This is a genomic window from Secundilactobacillus silagei JCM 19001 (genome assembly GCF_002217945.1).
GTDB lineage: Bacteria > Bacillota > Bacilli > Lactobacillales > Lactobacillaceae > Secundilactobacillus > Secundilactobacillus silagei.
The window spans coordinates 52,759-66,686 of record NZ_BCMG01000005.1 but is presented as its reverse complement, the minus strand read 5'-3'; the positions used below and the strand labels follow the sequence as shown (position 1 = coordinate 66,686).

Here is a 13,928-nt window from a genome sequence, read left to right as displayed (position 1 = left end):
GAAAAGTATGACTAGAGTGGTAATTACGGGAATGGGTGCCTTAACGCCGATTGGCAATAGCGTACCGGAGTTTGAAGCGGGTTTACGAACTGCCAAAGTCGGCTTTCAGCCCATTACCCATTTTGATGCCAGTGAAACCGGGATCACTTTAGCTGGTGAACTACACGATTTTGAGCCGTTAAAACGACTCGGTAAACGGGATTTGCGGCGAATGGATGCCTTTAGTCAATACGCGATGTATGCGACGGCAGAAGCGGTTGAACAAGCTGGAATCGATGAAGCGAATACTGAACCTGAGACCATGGGGGTCATTTACGGTTCAGGTATTGGCGGCTTGACCACCATTCAAGAACAAGTCATTAAAATGGTTAACAAGGGGCCGCAGCGGGTCTCACCGATGTTTGTGCCAACGGCGATCTCCAACATGGCTTCTGGTAACATGGCCATTCGCTACCATGCCAAAAACATTTGTACGACCATCGTGACGGCCTGTGCTTCTGGGACGAACGCCATTGGTGAAGCCTTTCGGCAAATTCAGTCAGGGCGCGCCCAAGTGATGCTGACAGGAGGGTCAGAAGCCTCGGTCAACGAAATAGGCATCGCCGGATTTGCAGCGTTATCGACCCTGTCTAAAGCAACTGATCCTCAGCGGGCTTCACTGCCGTTTGACGCGGATCGCTTAGGCTTCGTGATGGGTGAAGGTGCCGGGACTTTGGTGCTGGAATCGTTGACTCACGCGCAGGCTCGTGGCGCTCAGATTTTAGGCGAAATTGTCGGTTATGGGGCGACTGCCGATGCCTATCACATGACATCACCAGATCCAGCGGGAACTCAAGCTGCCCGTGCGATGCAGCTGGCTATCGATGAAGCGAGGGTTAAACCGGCTGATATTGGTTACATTAACGCACACGGCACCGCGACCATGGGTAACGATAGTGCTGAATCAAAGGCCATCAACAGCGTTTTTGGCAGCGATAGCGACGTTCTGGTCTCCAGTACGAAATCCATGACCGGTCATCTGTTAGGCGCAGCCGGGGCCATTGAAGCCGTGGCGACAGTCGGTGCACTGCAGTCCGGTCAATTACCGGAAAATGTCGGTGTGACTCACCAAGATCCGGCTTGTCAAGTGAACTTAGTGAACGCTGATAACCGTGACCGTCAAACTGAATACGCCATTAGTAATTCATTTGGCTTTGGGGGTCATAATGCCGTTCTCGCATTTAGAAAGTGGGCGGAGTAATGACATTTGACGAGCTACAGACGATCATTCAGCAGATCAATGATAGTAATATTCGCGAAATTGAACTTGATTATCAAGGGATGCACCTTTACCTAAATAAAAATAAAACTAGTCACCAGCAAGTCGAGACAGGCCAGCAAAAGCCGACTGAGATAGTTAAGGGCATAAAAGAAACTAAGCCCGATCAGCCGGCTAAGGTGAAAACTTCACAGCCAGCGCAGAAGGCAGCGACCATTAAAGCACCGCTGGTCGGGGTGATCTACCTGCAGCCAACGCCTGATAAACCATCCTATAAAAAAGTGGGTGACCACGTTAGCGCCGGTGAAGTGGTATGCGTGATCGAAGCCATGAAGATGATGACGGAGATCAAGAGTAAGGTGGCTGGTACGATTTCGCAGATCTTAGTGGACAATGAAGAAGTGGTTGAGTTTGATCAGCCGCTGTTTGAAGTAACGCAATGAGGTGATGAAATTTGGGAGAAGAAACAGCAGCAACACATGAATTAGACGTGGTTGAGATTCAAAAAATTTTACCGCACAGATACCCGATGTTATTGGTTGACCGGGTGCTGGATTACGTTCCGGGAGAAAAAGTGATCGCCAGGAAAAACGTGTCCGTGAACGAAGCCTTTTTTCAGGGACACTTTCCCGGCAATCCCGTGATGCCTGGCGTTTTAATCGTTGAAGCTATGGCCCAGGCGGGTGCGATTGCGTTACTAACGGTACCGGAATTTAAGGGTAAGACCGCGTATTTTGGCGGGATGAACAAAGTTAAATTTCGGCAGATGGTCAAACCGGGGGATACGTTGAAACTCGTTGTGACCCTAGAAAAGATTCGCGGTCACGCGGGGTTAGGACACGGTGAAGCATACGTTGAGGGTAAAAAAGTTTGTTCAGGAGAGCTCACCTTTATGATTGGGTAGGTGAATAAGATGTTTAAAAAGGTTTTGATTGCCAACCGTGGCGAGATCGCGGTGCGCATCATTCGGGCACTGCGGGAGTTAAATATCCAGTCAGTGGCGATCTATTCCACGGCGGACGCGGATGCTCAGTACGTTAAATTAGCTGATGAAGCCATCTGCGTGGGTGGCCCGCAGCCGGCTGATTCGTATTTGAATATGCAAAACATTGTCAGTGCTGCGGTTTTGACAGGTGCTGAAGCGATTCATCCAGGCTACGGCTTTTTATCTGAAAACGCGGAATTTGCGGAGCTCTGTGAGTCCTGTCAAATTACCTTTATCGGGCCGAAACCTCAAACCATTTCGTTAATGGGGAATAAGGCTAACGCTCGAATTCAAATGCAGGCGGGGAAGGTGCCGGTGATTCCTGGCAGTACCGGCTTTTTAAAGGATGAAACGGATGCGGTCAAGGTGGCTGGTGAAGTCGGCTACCCAGTTATGTTAAAAGCTGCTTCTGGCGGTGGCGGCAAGGGCATTCGCCAAGTGGCCAACGAACATGAGATGCGGGCTGCTTATCAGTCCGCAACTAAAGAAGCTCAGTTATCCTTTGGTGATCAGCGGATGTACTTAGAAAAAATCATCTCACCAGCCAAACACATTGAAGTTCAAGTATTCGCTGATCAATTTGGACACGTGACGGCTTTTCCAGAGCGGGACTGCTCCTTGCAGCGCCGCCAGCAAAAAGTTTTGGAATTGAGCCCTTGCCCGGAGATGTCAGCACCAGAAAGGCGGCAGCTACAGCAAATTGCGATTCGGGCAACGAAGGCTATTGACTACTTAAATACGGGGACGATTGAATTTTTGATGGACGCTAAGCATCAGTTTTACTTCATGGAAATGAACACCCGTATTCAGGTCGAACACCCGATTACCGAAGCGGTGACCGGCGTTGATCTCGTGAAGAAACAAGTGCGGGTAGCAGCCGGAGAACCGCTATCATTTGATCAGGCAGATCTAAAAGTACAGGGCTTTGCGGTTGAAGCCCGGGTCAACGCGGAAGATCCCGCGCTGAACTTCATGCCGCAAGCCGGTGTCATTAAGCAGCTTAAACTGCCCGGTGGACCTGGTATCCGAGTTGATAACGGGATTCAGGCCGGTGATATGATTTCACCGTTTTATGATTCAATGATCGTCAAAATAATTGCGCATGCGCCTACTTATCAAGAAGCACTGAAGAAGCTTAGTGAGGCACTGGCCGAATTTGAACTCGTGGGGATTGCAACTAACCAAAACTTCTTGCAGGCCTTATTAGCGGATCCCGTTGTGCAGCAAGGGACTGCCACCACGGCCTACGTGACAGAGCGATTCATGCCAATATTTATGAAACGCAATGTTCAGGAGGTGTCGTAGTCGATGCTGTTTGGTGAACACGTTAAACGCTTTTCATCGCGTTCCGTGCCGAAGTTAAAACACGATCAAGCTAAGGTGCCCAGCGGTATTTGGCAGGAGTGTCCCCATTGTCATGCCGGGTTTTACTTTAAGAAGGCGGGGCAATACCGGGTCTGCCCGGAATGCGGTTATGGCTTTCGGGTCACAGCTCGCCGGCGTCTGAAGATGCTGACGAAGCATTTTGAGGAGTGGGATAGTGATTTAGAAACGCGCAATCCCACCGAATTTCCAGACTACCAGCGTAAAATTAAAAAAGCGCAGTCTGCGACACATCTAAAAGATGGCGTCTTGACGGGTAAAGCGCTGATCGACGATTATCCGGTTGCCTTAGGCATTATGGACCCGCTGTTTATCATGGGTAGTTTAGGCACCGCTAATGGCGAACGGCTGACCCGGTTATTTGAAAAAGCCACTGAGCAGCAATTACCGGTAATCGTGCTGACAGCTTCCGGTGGCGCACGCATGCAAGAAGGTATCTATTCATTGATGCAGATGGCTAAGATCAGTCAGGCGGTTAACGACCACGGAAAAGCTGGGTTAGCCTACATCTCAGTGATTATGGATCCAACGACTGGCGGGGTCACGGCAAGCTTTGCCAGCCAGGCTGACGTAACGTTGGCCGAACCCAAAGCGTTATATGGGTTTACGGGCAAACGGGTCATCGAGCAGACCATCAACAAACAGCTGCCCAATGATTTTCAAAGTGTGGAAAACGGTTATCAGCGGGGATTGATCGATGAGATCGTCCCCCGAGAGCAGCTGGCTCAGCGGTTAAGTCAGTTACTAAGTATTTTGGAAGCTAAAAAGTGGGGTGAGACGCAGTGACCGATACCCAGACAGTGATTGCCGGCGCTCGAAGTGATTGTAAAGCAAACGTTTATGCCATGATTGATCAGTTATTTACCGGTTTCTTTGAGCTGCATGGCGACCAAATCACCAGTGATGACCCCGCAATTGTTGCTGGCCTAGCTAAATTAGCCGATCAGCCGATCGCTGTAATTGCCACTCAAAAGGGCAATAATCTAGAAGATCGGCTGGCGACGCACTTCGGCAGCCCGGAACCGGCCGGCTACCGCAAAGCGTTACGGGTCATGCGATTAGCTGAAAAATTAAACTTTCCTATTATTACGTTAGTTAATACCCCCGGTGCTTATCCGGGAGCGGATGCTGAAGCGGCCGGACAGGGACAGATGATTGCTAAAAACATCAGTGAAATGCTCCAATTAAAGGTGCCAATTTTAACCCTGATCGTGGGCGAAGCCGGTTCTGGCGGGGCACTGGCACTGGCCTGCTCAGATCAGATCTGGATGTTTGAAAACAGTATGTATTCGGTGCTTTCTCCAGAAGGATTTGCATCGATCATGTGGAAGGACGCGCATTTGGCGGATAAGGCTGCTGAATTGATGCGATTGACCCCAGATTGGCTATTAAAGCAGCACGCTATTCACCGAATCATTCCCGAAAAAATGCTGACGGATGGGTCACTGAAAACGGCTTTGACCAGTGCCATTGGTGAACTTTGTCAGCAGGATAATGCAACTAGACTAGCCAAACGAGCCGCCTTTTTTCGAAAATTTTAACGGTTTGTTGGTTTTAAGGGTTGACGGATGGCTGGATGTTTTGTAAAATACAGTTTGTTGTATTTGTGGGCTTCCACAGCTGCAACCGCACGGGCCAAGTCTTAAGTCTGTTATGCAGCGCTTGTTCTCGGCGAGTCTAAGTGATATATAAAAAGGAGGTGCACATACATGTACGCAATTATCGTAACTGGCGGTAAGCAATACCGCGTTCAACAAGGCGAAGCAGTCTACGTTGAAAAGCTGAATGCCAATGCTGGCGACAAGGTTACTTTTGACCAAGTTGTCTTTGTTGGTGGCGATTCAACTAAGGTTGGAACACCTTTAGTTTCAGGTGCTTCAGTAACTGGAACTGTTGAAAAGCAAGGCCAAGAAAAGAAGGTTGTTACCTTCAAGTACAAGCCTAAGAAGGGTCAACACACTAAAGTTGGTCATCGTCAACCATACACCAAGGTTGTTATTGATGCTATCAACGCTTAATATCTGTGGGTGATCTTATGATTCAAGCAGCATTTGACTACGATAATGATGATCGGATCATCGGCTTTAAGCTGACCGGTCATGCTGATAGCGGCCCTTACGGTAGTGATATCGTTTGTTCGGCGGTCTCAGCATTATCAATCAGTACCGTGAACGGTTTAGCAGCCGTGGCTTCTATCGAGCCCGTAGTGGTTGCTAAACAGGCAGAAGGTGGCTTTTTAAGTCTCCGGATGCCACCGGTGGATGACTACATTCAGGATCGAATCAGTCAAGCGTTATTGCAAAGTTTTCAAAATGGACTTTTAGATGTCGAAAAACAATATTCGAAGTACATTCGAATTAACTAATCTTTTATGGAGGTGAAACTCATGTTAGAAATGAATTTACAATTCTTCTCTCACCATAAAGGGGGCGGTTCTACTGCCAACGGTCGTAATTCTGCCGGACGTCGTCTCGGTACGAAGGCTGCTGACGGTTCTACTGTAACCAGTGGTTCAATCATTTACCGCCAACGTGGTACGCATATTTTTCCAGGTGCTAACGTTTTGCGTGGCAACGACGATACTTTGTTCTCAAAGGTCGACGGTGTTGTTCGCTTCGAACGTAAAGGCCGTGATAAGCGCCAAGTTTCCGTTTATCCTGTGACAGAAGCTGCAGCTAGATAATAAAAAAGGGCCCTTAGGGGCCTTTTTTATTTGACTTAATTTGGTGTTTATGAGGGAGGCTCATCGTGAATAATCGGCTTCAACAATTTCAGGCGCAGTTCGATGCATTACGGATCGACGCGTTTTTAGTGACGGACACGGTCAACAAGCAGTATCTGACAGGTTTTGATGGTGACGGTGTGATTTTAGTGACGGCAGACCAAATTTATGTTATTACTGATTCGAGGTATGAAACAGCACTGAAACGCACCGACCATGATTTTAAGGTGATCATTACCCGCTACTACCTCGAAGCTGCGGCTCAGCAGATCGAAAGACAGCACATTACGGTTCTGGGGTTTGAAGACAGTATTCCGTTTCACGAATATGACCGAATTGACGAACTCATGAGTTCAGACATTGTTCCCATGACTAATTTGATCGAGCAGATGCGCGAACTTAAATCAAACGAAGAAGTTCAGATCCTAGAGCATGCCTGCCAGATGACGGTTAAGGGGTTTAAGACGCTTTTACCGTTGATCAAGCCTGGCGTAACGGAACGTTATCTAGCTAATCGACTTGATGCAATTATGCGCGATCTGGGCGCTGAAAAAGCCAGCTTTGATACCATTGTCGCCAGTGGTAAGCGAGCCGCTTTGCCCCACGGTGCGGCCACTGCCAAGCAGGTTCAAACGGGCGAGCTGATCACGATCGATTTTGGCTACTATTTTGAGGGCTATACCTCTGATATGACGCGCACGGTGGCTTTAGGCGATCCAGGTGAAAAACTCCGACAAGTTTATGGCATCGTGCAACAAGCTCAGCAGGCAATTATTGATGCGGTGAAACCGGGAGTGTCTGGCCAGCAGTTGGATGAAGTTGGGCGTGACTTGATTTCAGCTGCCGGTTACGGACCGTACTTTAATCACGGTACCGGCCATGGCATCGGCCTTGATATTCACGAGGGGCCGGCTTTATCGACCCGTTCAGATGACCAAATGATGGCAAGTAACGTCATTACCGCAGAACCCGGGATCTATTTACCAGACCTTGGCGGGATTCGTATCGAGGACGATATTTTAGTTACCAAAACGGGTCACCGCATTTTAACGGCCGGTCCGACCGACCTGATCAGTCTGTGATTCGCCAATTATTTACGGGTGTAGCTTGCAATTGCACGCACTTAATTGGTATTATTAGTAAGAATTATTTAGGAGGAAACATAATATGGCAATTTCTACAGCAGATTTTAAAAACGGCTTAACCATCGAGGTTGACGGCGCAATTTGGCGGATCGTTGAATTCCAGCACGTTAAGCCTGGTAAGGGTGGCGCTTTCGTTCGTTCAAAATTAAAGAACTTACGGACTGGTGCCGTTCAAGAAAAAACTTTCCGTTCTGGTGCTAAGATGGAACAAGCACCAATCATCACTCGCAAGATGCAGTACTTGTACGAAGACGGCGATTCCCGGGTCTTCATGGATTCTGACAACTACGAACAAATCGAAGTGCCGGATGAAAACATTAAGGATCAACTCCCATTCCTGCAAGAAAACATGGAAGTTAACTTGATGCAATACGGTTCAGAAACCATCAACATCGAAGTGCCTAACACCGTTGTTTTGACGGTTAAGTCAACTGAACCCGGCATTAAGGGGAACACGGCTTCAGGTGGTTCCAAGCCAGCTACCATGGATACCGGTTTGGTGATTCAAGTGCCATTCTTCGTTAACGAAGGTGACAAACTTTCAATCAACACGCAAGACGGCGGTTCATACATCTCACGTGCTAACTAACAACTGACTTCTTGAAACGGAGGCTTGAAATTGGCTGAAGATACAAACATTGTTTTAAAAGCGAGCGAGCCTACTCTGGGTAAAATTGAAGTTGCACCGCAAGTCCTCGAAATCGTTGCCGGCATTGCTGCCAGTGACGTGGATGGCGTGGCTCGAATGCGCGGCTCTATCGCCAATAGTGTCAACGAGCTGTTCGGCAAAAAGGAACGCGGTAAGGGTGTTAAACTATCCGTAACAGGTGATACACTGAACGTTGATGTGTATGCTTATCTCAACTATGGTGTGTCAGTACCAAGGGTTGCTTTGGCCATTCAAGAACAGGTCAAACAGCAGCTTTTGTTCATGACTGATCTGCGCGTGAGTGAAGTTAATGTCCACATTCAAGGTGTGATTCCTGAAAAGACGACTCAGGCGGTTGATCCTGATAATCTTTTTGACGATAATGACGAAAGTGAAAATGGTGAGGATAAGTGACTGAAGAATTAACTCGACACCAGATTCGCATACGTGCCTTTCAAACGTTATTTGCCATGAACGCTAATCCAGAAGCTGATCGGCATGTGATCTACCAGCAGCTATTGGCTGATGAAGATGGGCAAACAGCAGCGGTTCCAGCATACTTGGAAACTTTGGTTGACGGTGTCTTGGATAAACAAGATGAACTGGATGCCCAAATTAAAAAGTATCTGACGACCAACTGGACGTTACAGCGAATTGCGAAAACCGATTTGGTGATCTTGCGAATTGCGTTTTATGAACTTGATTATCAAACTGACATTCCAAAGCGGGTTGCCGTTAACGAAGCCTTGGAATTAGCCAAACAATTTAGTGATGACCGTTCACGCCGGTTTATTAACGGTGTGCTGTCACACGAAATTGAACCAGATAAATAAGCTTTTAGATAAAGCATGAGATAATCTTAATGATTATTTCGTGCTTTTTTGCTGATTTAAGGCGTTGGTTTTTGCAAAGTACCGGCTCATAGCACCTAACGAATTGAAATGTGATAAAATAAACTGCAGTAGATTTATGAAATAGTGATGGGCAGCCATCAAATTAACGAAGATAGTGAGTGTGAAGGTAATGGCAGAATTAATTGATGGCAAACAGTTAGCAAAAAAGATCAATGAACAAACGAAAGCCTCAGTAACGGTATTAAAAGCACGGGGTATCGCCCCTAAATTAGTCGTGATCATTGTTGGCGATGATGAAGCTAGTGAAATTTACGTGCGTAATAAGCACCGTAAGGCCGTTCAGATCGGCATCATTTCCGAGACCAAACGGCTACCTGAAAACACCACGCAAGCAGAGATTTTGAGTCTGATCGACCAATATAATCAGGATGAAACGGTTCACGGCATCATGGTCCAGTCACCATTGCCTGAACAAATTGATGAAGCCGCAATTACGCGGGCAATTTTACCAGCAAAGGACGTTGACGGATTCAACCCGGAAAACGTCGGTAAGTTATATTCGGACTCGGATCAAAACTATCCCGTTTCGTGTACGCCTAAGGGCATCATGACCATGTTAAAGGCTTATCAGGTGAAACTAGCTGGGGCAAACGCCGTCATCGTTGGCCGTTCTAACATTGTTGGCCGGCCAATGGCAGCGCTGCTACTAAACGCCAGCGCAACCGTCACGGTGGTTCATAGTCATACGAAAGACATGTCAGCTTATACACGGGATGCGGATATTTTAGTGGTGGCAACGGGAATCGCCAATTTGATTAAGGGCGACGCTATTAAACCGGGTGCCACGGTCATTGATGTGGGCATGAACCGTGATGCAAACGGTCATTTAACGGGTGACGTTGATTTTGACAGCGTCCAGCCGGTAGCCGGTAAGATTACGCCGGTACCCGGTGGTGTTGGTCCCATGACCATTGCCACTCTGATGCAGCAGACCGTTGAATTAGCAAAATGGAGTGAATAATTTGGAACCTAGCGACTATCTAACCGTCAGTGCACTGACGAGTTATATTAAACGCAAATTTGATGTGGATCCGTATTTGGGCAAGGTCTATCTCACGGGTGAAATCTCTAACTTCCGGCTACGTCCTAATGCACACCAGTATTTTAGTCTCAAGGATGATCACGCTAAGATCAGTGCCATTATGTTTAAATCGGCTTTTTCACGGGTGAAATTCACACCGGAAGAGGGGATGAAGGTCCTCGTCACTGGCCGGATCTCGCTTTACGAGCCTAGTGGCAGCTACCAGATCTACGTGGATCATATGGAACCGGATGGCGTGGGTCAGCTCTATCAGGCTTACGAACAGTTAAAGCGAAAGTTAAGCCAGGAGGGTGTTTTTTCCGCGCCTAAGAAACCGTTACCCCGTTTTCCCAAACGGATCGCGGTAGTGACCAGTCCTAGTGGGGCCGTGATCAGAGATATTATTACCACGACGCGTCGGCGTTATCCGATTGCGCAGATCGTCCTCTTTCCAGCTTTGGTTCAAGGCAACGAAGCGGCTGGCGACATTGTGCGTCAGATCGAACGGGTCAATCGAATCGGTAATTTTGATACCCTGATCATTGGTCGGGGCGGCGGTTCAATCGAAGACCTCTGGCCGTTTAATGAGGAATCGGTTGCTCGCGCTATTTTTGACAGCCAAATTCCGGTGATCTCGTCAGTCGGCCATGAAACGGATACCACGATTGCCGATCTGGTTGCGGATGTTCGTGCAGCGACCCCAACAGCGGCGGCTGAACTGGCAGTGCCAGTCTTAAGCGACGTTTTACTAGAGATCCAACAAGACCGCGTTAGAATTTACCACGCTTTCCATCATCATTTGGCGATGTATCAAGAACAGCTGAAAAAACTGCGTGAAGCCTATGTCTTCCAGCAGCCTGAGCGCCTGTATGAGGGCTACAGCCAAAAGGTCGATCAACTCACCACGCAGCTGCAGCAGACCATGTCACACCAGTTAAGTTTGGTCCGCGCCCAGGTGGATGCCGTTGATCAGCGGCTAAAAGTAGCCTCTCCGGCGAGTCAGATCAGCCAGTTGAAACAGGATCAACAAGCCTTGTCTGACCGACTTAATCGGGACATGCAGCAAGATTTTCAGCAGCAAAAACAGCGGTTAGCTGAATTGGTTCAGTCACTGGATTATCTAAGTCCGCTGAAAATTATGGGTCGGGGTTACAGTTACGTGACGAGTCACAAAAAAGTCATTGCCGATGTGCAGCAGCTTCACCAGGGTGATGAAGTGGTCATGCACCTGACGAATGGTCAGGCCGAAGCGACGATTCAATCAATTCAACCAACTAAAAAGGATGGACAATCATGAGTGAAAAACCAACCAACGAAAAGACTTCTAACGAGACACCAACGTTTGAAGAAAATTTAAATCACCTGGAAGAAATTGTGACGGCGCTTGAAAAGGGCAATGTACCACTGGAAGAAGCCCTGTCACAGTTTAAGCAGGGGGTTGCTTTGAGTCACGATTTACAGGTCAAGTTAACGGATGCGGAAAAGACGTTAGCTGAAATGATGAACGATGATGATCAGACTGAAACGTTTGAAGCTTCTGAGGATGATAAGAATGAGTGATGCGTCACAAATTTTAAAGGATTTTGAAACTCAATACGTCCCGCAGATCAACCAAACTCTGCAGCGGTTAAATGATGGGTGGATCGACCAGCCAATTTTACAGTCAGCGATGACTTACTCCGTCAATGCTGGTGGCAAACGTCTGCGGCCATTATTGACGTTAGCAGTACTGCGAACCTATCATGACCAGCCAACTGATGGCCAGTTGATGGCGGCCAGTGCTTTGGAATTACTGCATACTTATTCACTGATTCATGATGATCTGCCGGCAATGGACAATGACCCTTTGCGTCGCGGTGTACCCACCAATCACATGAAGTTTGGTGCTGGCATGGCGACCTTAGCCGGTGACGGGTTGCTGACGCTGGCCTTTGAATGGCTCAGTAAGGCGGCAATCCCTGATGCACAGCAGTTAGCGTTAGTCAGAGCCCTCAGTCACGCTGCCGGTCCAGCTGGCATGGATGCCGGTCAGGCTCAGGATATTTCCAGTGAACATCTGCAGTTAAACATTGACCAGTTGGCCGATCTGCACCGTCATAAAACGGGTGCACTACTGCATTACGCCGTTGAAGCCGGCTGCATTATGGCTGAGGTGAGCACGGAAGAACGGCAGGGGCTGTTAAAATTTGCGGACCAGTTTGGACTGGCCTACCAGATCTATGATGACCTGCTGGATGTCACGGCGACCACCGAAGAACTGGGGAAAAAGACTCACAAGGATGCCGATGAGGAAAAGAATACGTATCCTGGCTTATTTGGGGTGGCTGGTACCAAAAAACGGCTCAAACAAGTTGTAACTGATGCTGAGGCGCAATTAGTGGCTTTAAACCACGCTACTGGTCGCGATTTTAGTTTGCTGAACGCTTTTTGCAGTTATTTTAAGATTAAAGAATAGGAGCCCGTTATGGAAAAACAACGCGTTGATGTATTATTAGTAACTCAAGGATTATTTGAATCCCGTGAACAGGCTAAGCGTGCTGTGATGGCGGGTGAAGTGCTGGGCAAAAATGAAGAACGGCTAGATAAGCCAGGGGTTAAGATCCCCATCGATACTGATTTACATATCAAGGGCAAGCCGATTCCCTATGTCAGTCGCGGCGGTTTTAAGTTGGCGAAGGCCCTCAAAGTGTTCCAGATTGATGTTTCGAATCGCATCGTTTTAGACATTGGGTCGTCAACTGGTGGCTTTACGGATGTGATGCTGCAAAATGGCGCCAAAATGTCATACGCCTTAGATGTCGGCAGCAATCAGCTGGTCTGGAAACTGCGTCAAGATCCGCGAGTGGTCGTCATGGAACACACTAATTTCCGTTACAGCAAGGCGGAAGATTTCACCCAAGGCCAGCCAAGCTTTTCATCGATCGACGTGTCGTTTATTTCACTCAGTTTGATCTTGCCGCCACTAAAGCAGATCCTTGAACCCGATGGTGAAGTTGTGGCGCTGATCAAGCCGCAGTTTGAAGCCGGCCGGGAGCACGTGGGTAAGCACGGCATCGTGAAGGACCCTAAAATTCATGAAAGTGTGATTCAAAAGGTGATTCAACTGGCTGTGGATAGCGGTTTTAGTCCCCGCCACCTTGATTTTTCACCAATTACTGGTGGCGAAGGCAACATTGAATTTCTGATTCATTTGAAATCGGTCGCTGGGACGCCTGAAGTGGCACCGGAAATCGACGTGGCTGGCACGGTTGAAAAGGCTCACCGTATATTAACTGCATAAAATCTGCAATTTACTTTTAAAATCAGCAGCTTAGCTGTATGATGTAACTAAATAAATTTCTCGATTGGAGATGGTGCGGCGTGAAGAAGCAAGACCGGCAACGTTTGATTCGTCAATTACTAAGTTCACAAGACATTGAGCGACAGGAAGATTTTGTTCGTTTGCTTGAAGAACAGAATATTCACGTGACCCAAGCCACCATTTCACGGGATATTAAGGAAATGCAGTTAGTTAAAGTACCAGCTGCTTCCGGCGGTTATCGGTACAACATGCCGATTCAAAAAACGCTGGATACCAAAAAGAAGTTAAAGCGGACCCTGCAAGATGCTTACGTGAGCATCGCGGCTCAGGGTAAGGACGTCATTATTAAAGTTTTACCCGGTAATGGACCGGCCATGTCCGCATTGATCGATCAGATGAATTATGACTTTGTTTTCGGTACGATTGGTGATGACCAAACGGTTTTGGCGATTTGTACGAATGATGAAGGGTCGCAGAAGCTGCAGGCAGCCATTAACGATTTATTAGAATAGTAAACGAGTTAGGCCAGTTTTAAGTGTCTGGTCTAGCT

At 47.9% G+C, this 13,928-nt stretch carries 19 protein-coding genes and 1 other annotated feature; all 19 genes read left to right on the top strand.

What is annotated here, in order from left to right; genetic code table 11:
- Positions 1 to 7: 7 nt before the first annotated feature.
- Positions 8 to 1,240, top strand: coding sequence for a beta-ketoacyl-ACP synthase II (gene fabF, locus CES79_RS05895; RefSeq protein ID WP_054655069.1), 1,233 nt, complete (start codon positions 8 to 10; stop codon positions 1,238 to 1,240).
- Positions 1,240 to 1,701 (top strand): acetyl-CoA carboxylase biotin carboxyl carrier protein, encoded by a 462-nt coding sequence (locus tag CES79_RS05890; protein ID WP_089136603.1) that lies wholly within the window; start codon positions 1,240 to 1,242, stop codon positions 1,699 to 1,701. The genes fabF and CES79_RS05890 overlap by 1 nt, the downstream gene beginning before the upstream one ends.
- 11 nt (positions 1,702 to 1,712) lie before the next feature.
- Positions 1,713 to 2,162 (top strand): 3-hydroxyacyl-ACP dehydratase FabZ, encoded by a 450-nt coding sequence (gene fabZ, locus CES79_RS05885; protein WP_089136602.1) that lies wholly within the window; start codon positions 1,713 to 1,715, stop codon positions 2,160 to 2,162.
- A gap of 9 nt (positions 2,163 to 2,171) precedes the next feature.
- Positions 2,172 to 3,548 (top strand): acetyl-CoA carboxylase biotin carboxylase subunit, encoded by a 1,377-nt coding sequence (locus CES79_RS05880; RefSeq protein ID WP_089136601.1) that lies wholly within the window; start codon positions 2,172 to 2,174, stop codon positions 3,546 to 3,548.
- Positions 3,549 to 3,551: 3 nt separating this feature from the next.
- Positions 3,552 to 4,412, top strand: a complete 861-nt coding sequence (locus CES79_RS05875) for an acetyl-CoA carboxylase carboxyltransferase subunit beta (protein WP_089136600.1) — start codon at positions 3,552 to 3,554, stop codon at positions 4,410 to 4,412.
- The gene (locus CES79_RS05870; protein ID WP_408005811.1) at positions 4,409 to 5,167 is read left to right on the top strand and encodes a carboxyl transferase domain-containing protein; all 759 of its coding nucleotides are present in this window, start codon (positions 4,409 to 4,411) and stop codon (positions 5,165 to 5,167) included. Before CES79_RS05875 ends, CES79_RS05870 begins: the two co-directional genes overlap by 4 nt.
- Before the next feature lie 73 nt (positions 5,168 to 5,240).
- Positions 5,241 to 5,315, top strand: a sequence feature (ribosomal protein L21 leader region).
- A 20-nt stretch (positions 5,316 to 5,335) separates the two neighbouring features.
- A complete protein-coding gene (gene rplU, locus CES79_RS05865) occupies positions 5,336 to 5,644 on the top strand; it encodes a 50S ribosomal protein L21 (protein ID WP_054655075.1) in 309 nt (102 codons plus the stop codon).
- A 17-nt stretch (positions 5,645 to 5,661) separates the two neighbouring features.
- The gene (locus CES79_RS05860) at positions 5,662 to 5,991 is read left to right on the top strand and encodes a ribosomal-processing cysteine protease Prp (protein WP_054655077.1); all 330 of its coding nucleotides are present in this window, start codon (positions 5,662 to 5,664) and stop codon (positions 5,989 to 5,991) included.
- Between the two features lie 21 nt (positions 5,992 to 6,012).
- Positions 6,013 to 6,309 (top strand): 50S ribosomal protein L27, encoded by a 297-nt coding sequence (rpmA, locus tag CES79_RS05855; RefSeq protein ID WP_054655079.1) that lies wholly within the window; start codon positions 6,013 to 6,015, stop codon positions 6,307 to 6,309.
- 65 nt (positions 6,310 to 6,374) lie between these two features.
- The gene (locus CES79_RS05850) at positions 6,375 to 7,430 is read left to right on the top strand and encodes a M24 family metallopeptidase (protein ID WP_089136599.1); all 1,056 of its coding nucleotides are present in this window, start codon (positions 6,375 to 6,377) and stop codon (positions 7,428 to 7,430) included.
- Positions 7,431 to 7,515: 85 nt separating this feature from the next.
- Positions 7,516 to 8,082 carry an elongation factor P gene (gene efp, locus CES79_RS05845; protein WP_089136598.1) on the top strand — a complete coding sequence of 189 codons (567 nt, stop codon included), beginning with the start codon at positions 7,516 to 7,518 and terminating at the stop codon, positions 8,080 to 8,082.
- 30 nt (positions 8,083 to 8,112) lie between these two features.
- On the top strand, positions 8,113 to 8,556 hold the full coding sequence (locus CES79_RS05840) for an Asp23/Gls24 family envelope stress response protein (RefSeq protein WP_054655083.1): 444 nt from the start codon (positions 8,113 to 8,115) through the stop codon (positions 8,554 to 8,556).
- On the top strand, positions 8,553 to 8,975 hold the full coding sequence (gene nusB, locus CES79_RS05835) for a transcription antitermination factor NusB (protein ID WP_089136597.1): 423 nt from the start codon (positions 8,553 to 8,555) through the stop codon (positions 8,973 to 8,975). Before CES79_RS05840 ends, nusB begins: the two co-directional genes overlap by 4 nt.
- 190 nt (positions 8,976 to 9,165) lie before the next feature.
- Positions 9,166 to 10,017 carry a bifunctional 5,10-methylenetetrahydrofolate dehydrogenase/5,10-methenyltetrahydrofolate cyclohydrolase gene (locus tag CES79_RS05830; RefSeq protein WP_089136596.1) on the top strand — a complete coding sequence of 284 codons (852 nt, stop codon included), beginning with the start codon at positions 9,166 to 9,168 and terminating at the stop codon, positions 10,015 to 10,017.
- A 1-nt stretch (position 10,018) separates the two neighbouring features.
- Positions 10,019 to 11,374, top strand: a complete 1,356-nt coding sequence (xseA, locus tag CES79_RS05825) for an exodeoxyribonuclease VII large subunit (RefSeq protein ID WP_089136595.1) — start codon at positions 10,019 to 10,021, stop codon at positions 11,372 to 11,374.
- Positions 11,371 to 11,637: an exodeoxyribonuclease VII small subunit gene (locus CES79_RS05820; RefSeq protein WP_054655085.1), complete on the top strand. Its 267-nt coding sequence runs from the start codon at positions 11,371 to 11,373 to the stop codon at positions 11,635 to 11,637. The genes xseA and CES79_RS05820 overlap by 4 nt, the downstream gene beginning before the upstream one ends.
- Positions 11,630 to 12,532 carry a polyprenyl synthetase family protein gene (locus CES79_RS05815; RefSeq protein ID WP_089136594.1) on the top strand — a complete coding sequence of 301 codons (903 nt, stop codon included), beginning with the start codon at positions 11,630 to 11,632 and terminating at the stop codon, positions 12,530 to 12,532. The genes CES79_RS05820 and CES79_RS05815 overlap by 8 nt, the downstream gene beginning before the upstream one ends.
- Positions 12,533 to 12,541: 9 nt before the next feature.
- Complete coding sequence (locus tag CES79_RS05810) at positions 12,542 to 13,357, top strand: TlyA family RNA methyltransferase (RefSeq protein ID WP_054655087.1); 816 nt, start codon at positions 12,542 to 12,544, stop codon at positions 13,355 to 13,357.
- An 80-nt stretch (positions 13,358 to 13,437) separates the two neighbouring features.
- Entirely contained in the window at positions 13,438 to 13,890 is a 453-nt protein-coding gene (locus CES79_RS05805; protein WP_089136593.1) for an arginine repressor, read from the top strand.
- The last annotated feature ends 38 nt before the right edge of the window (positions 13,891 to 13,928 follow it).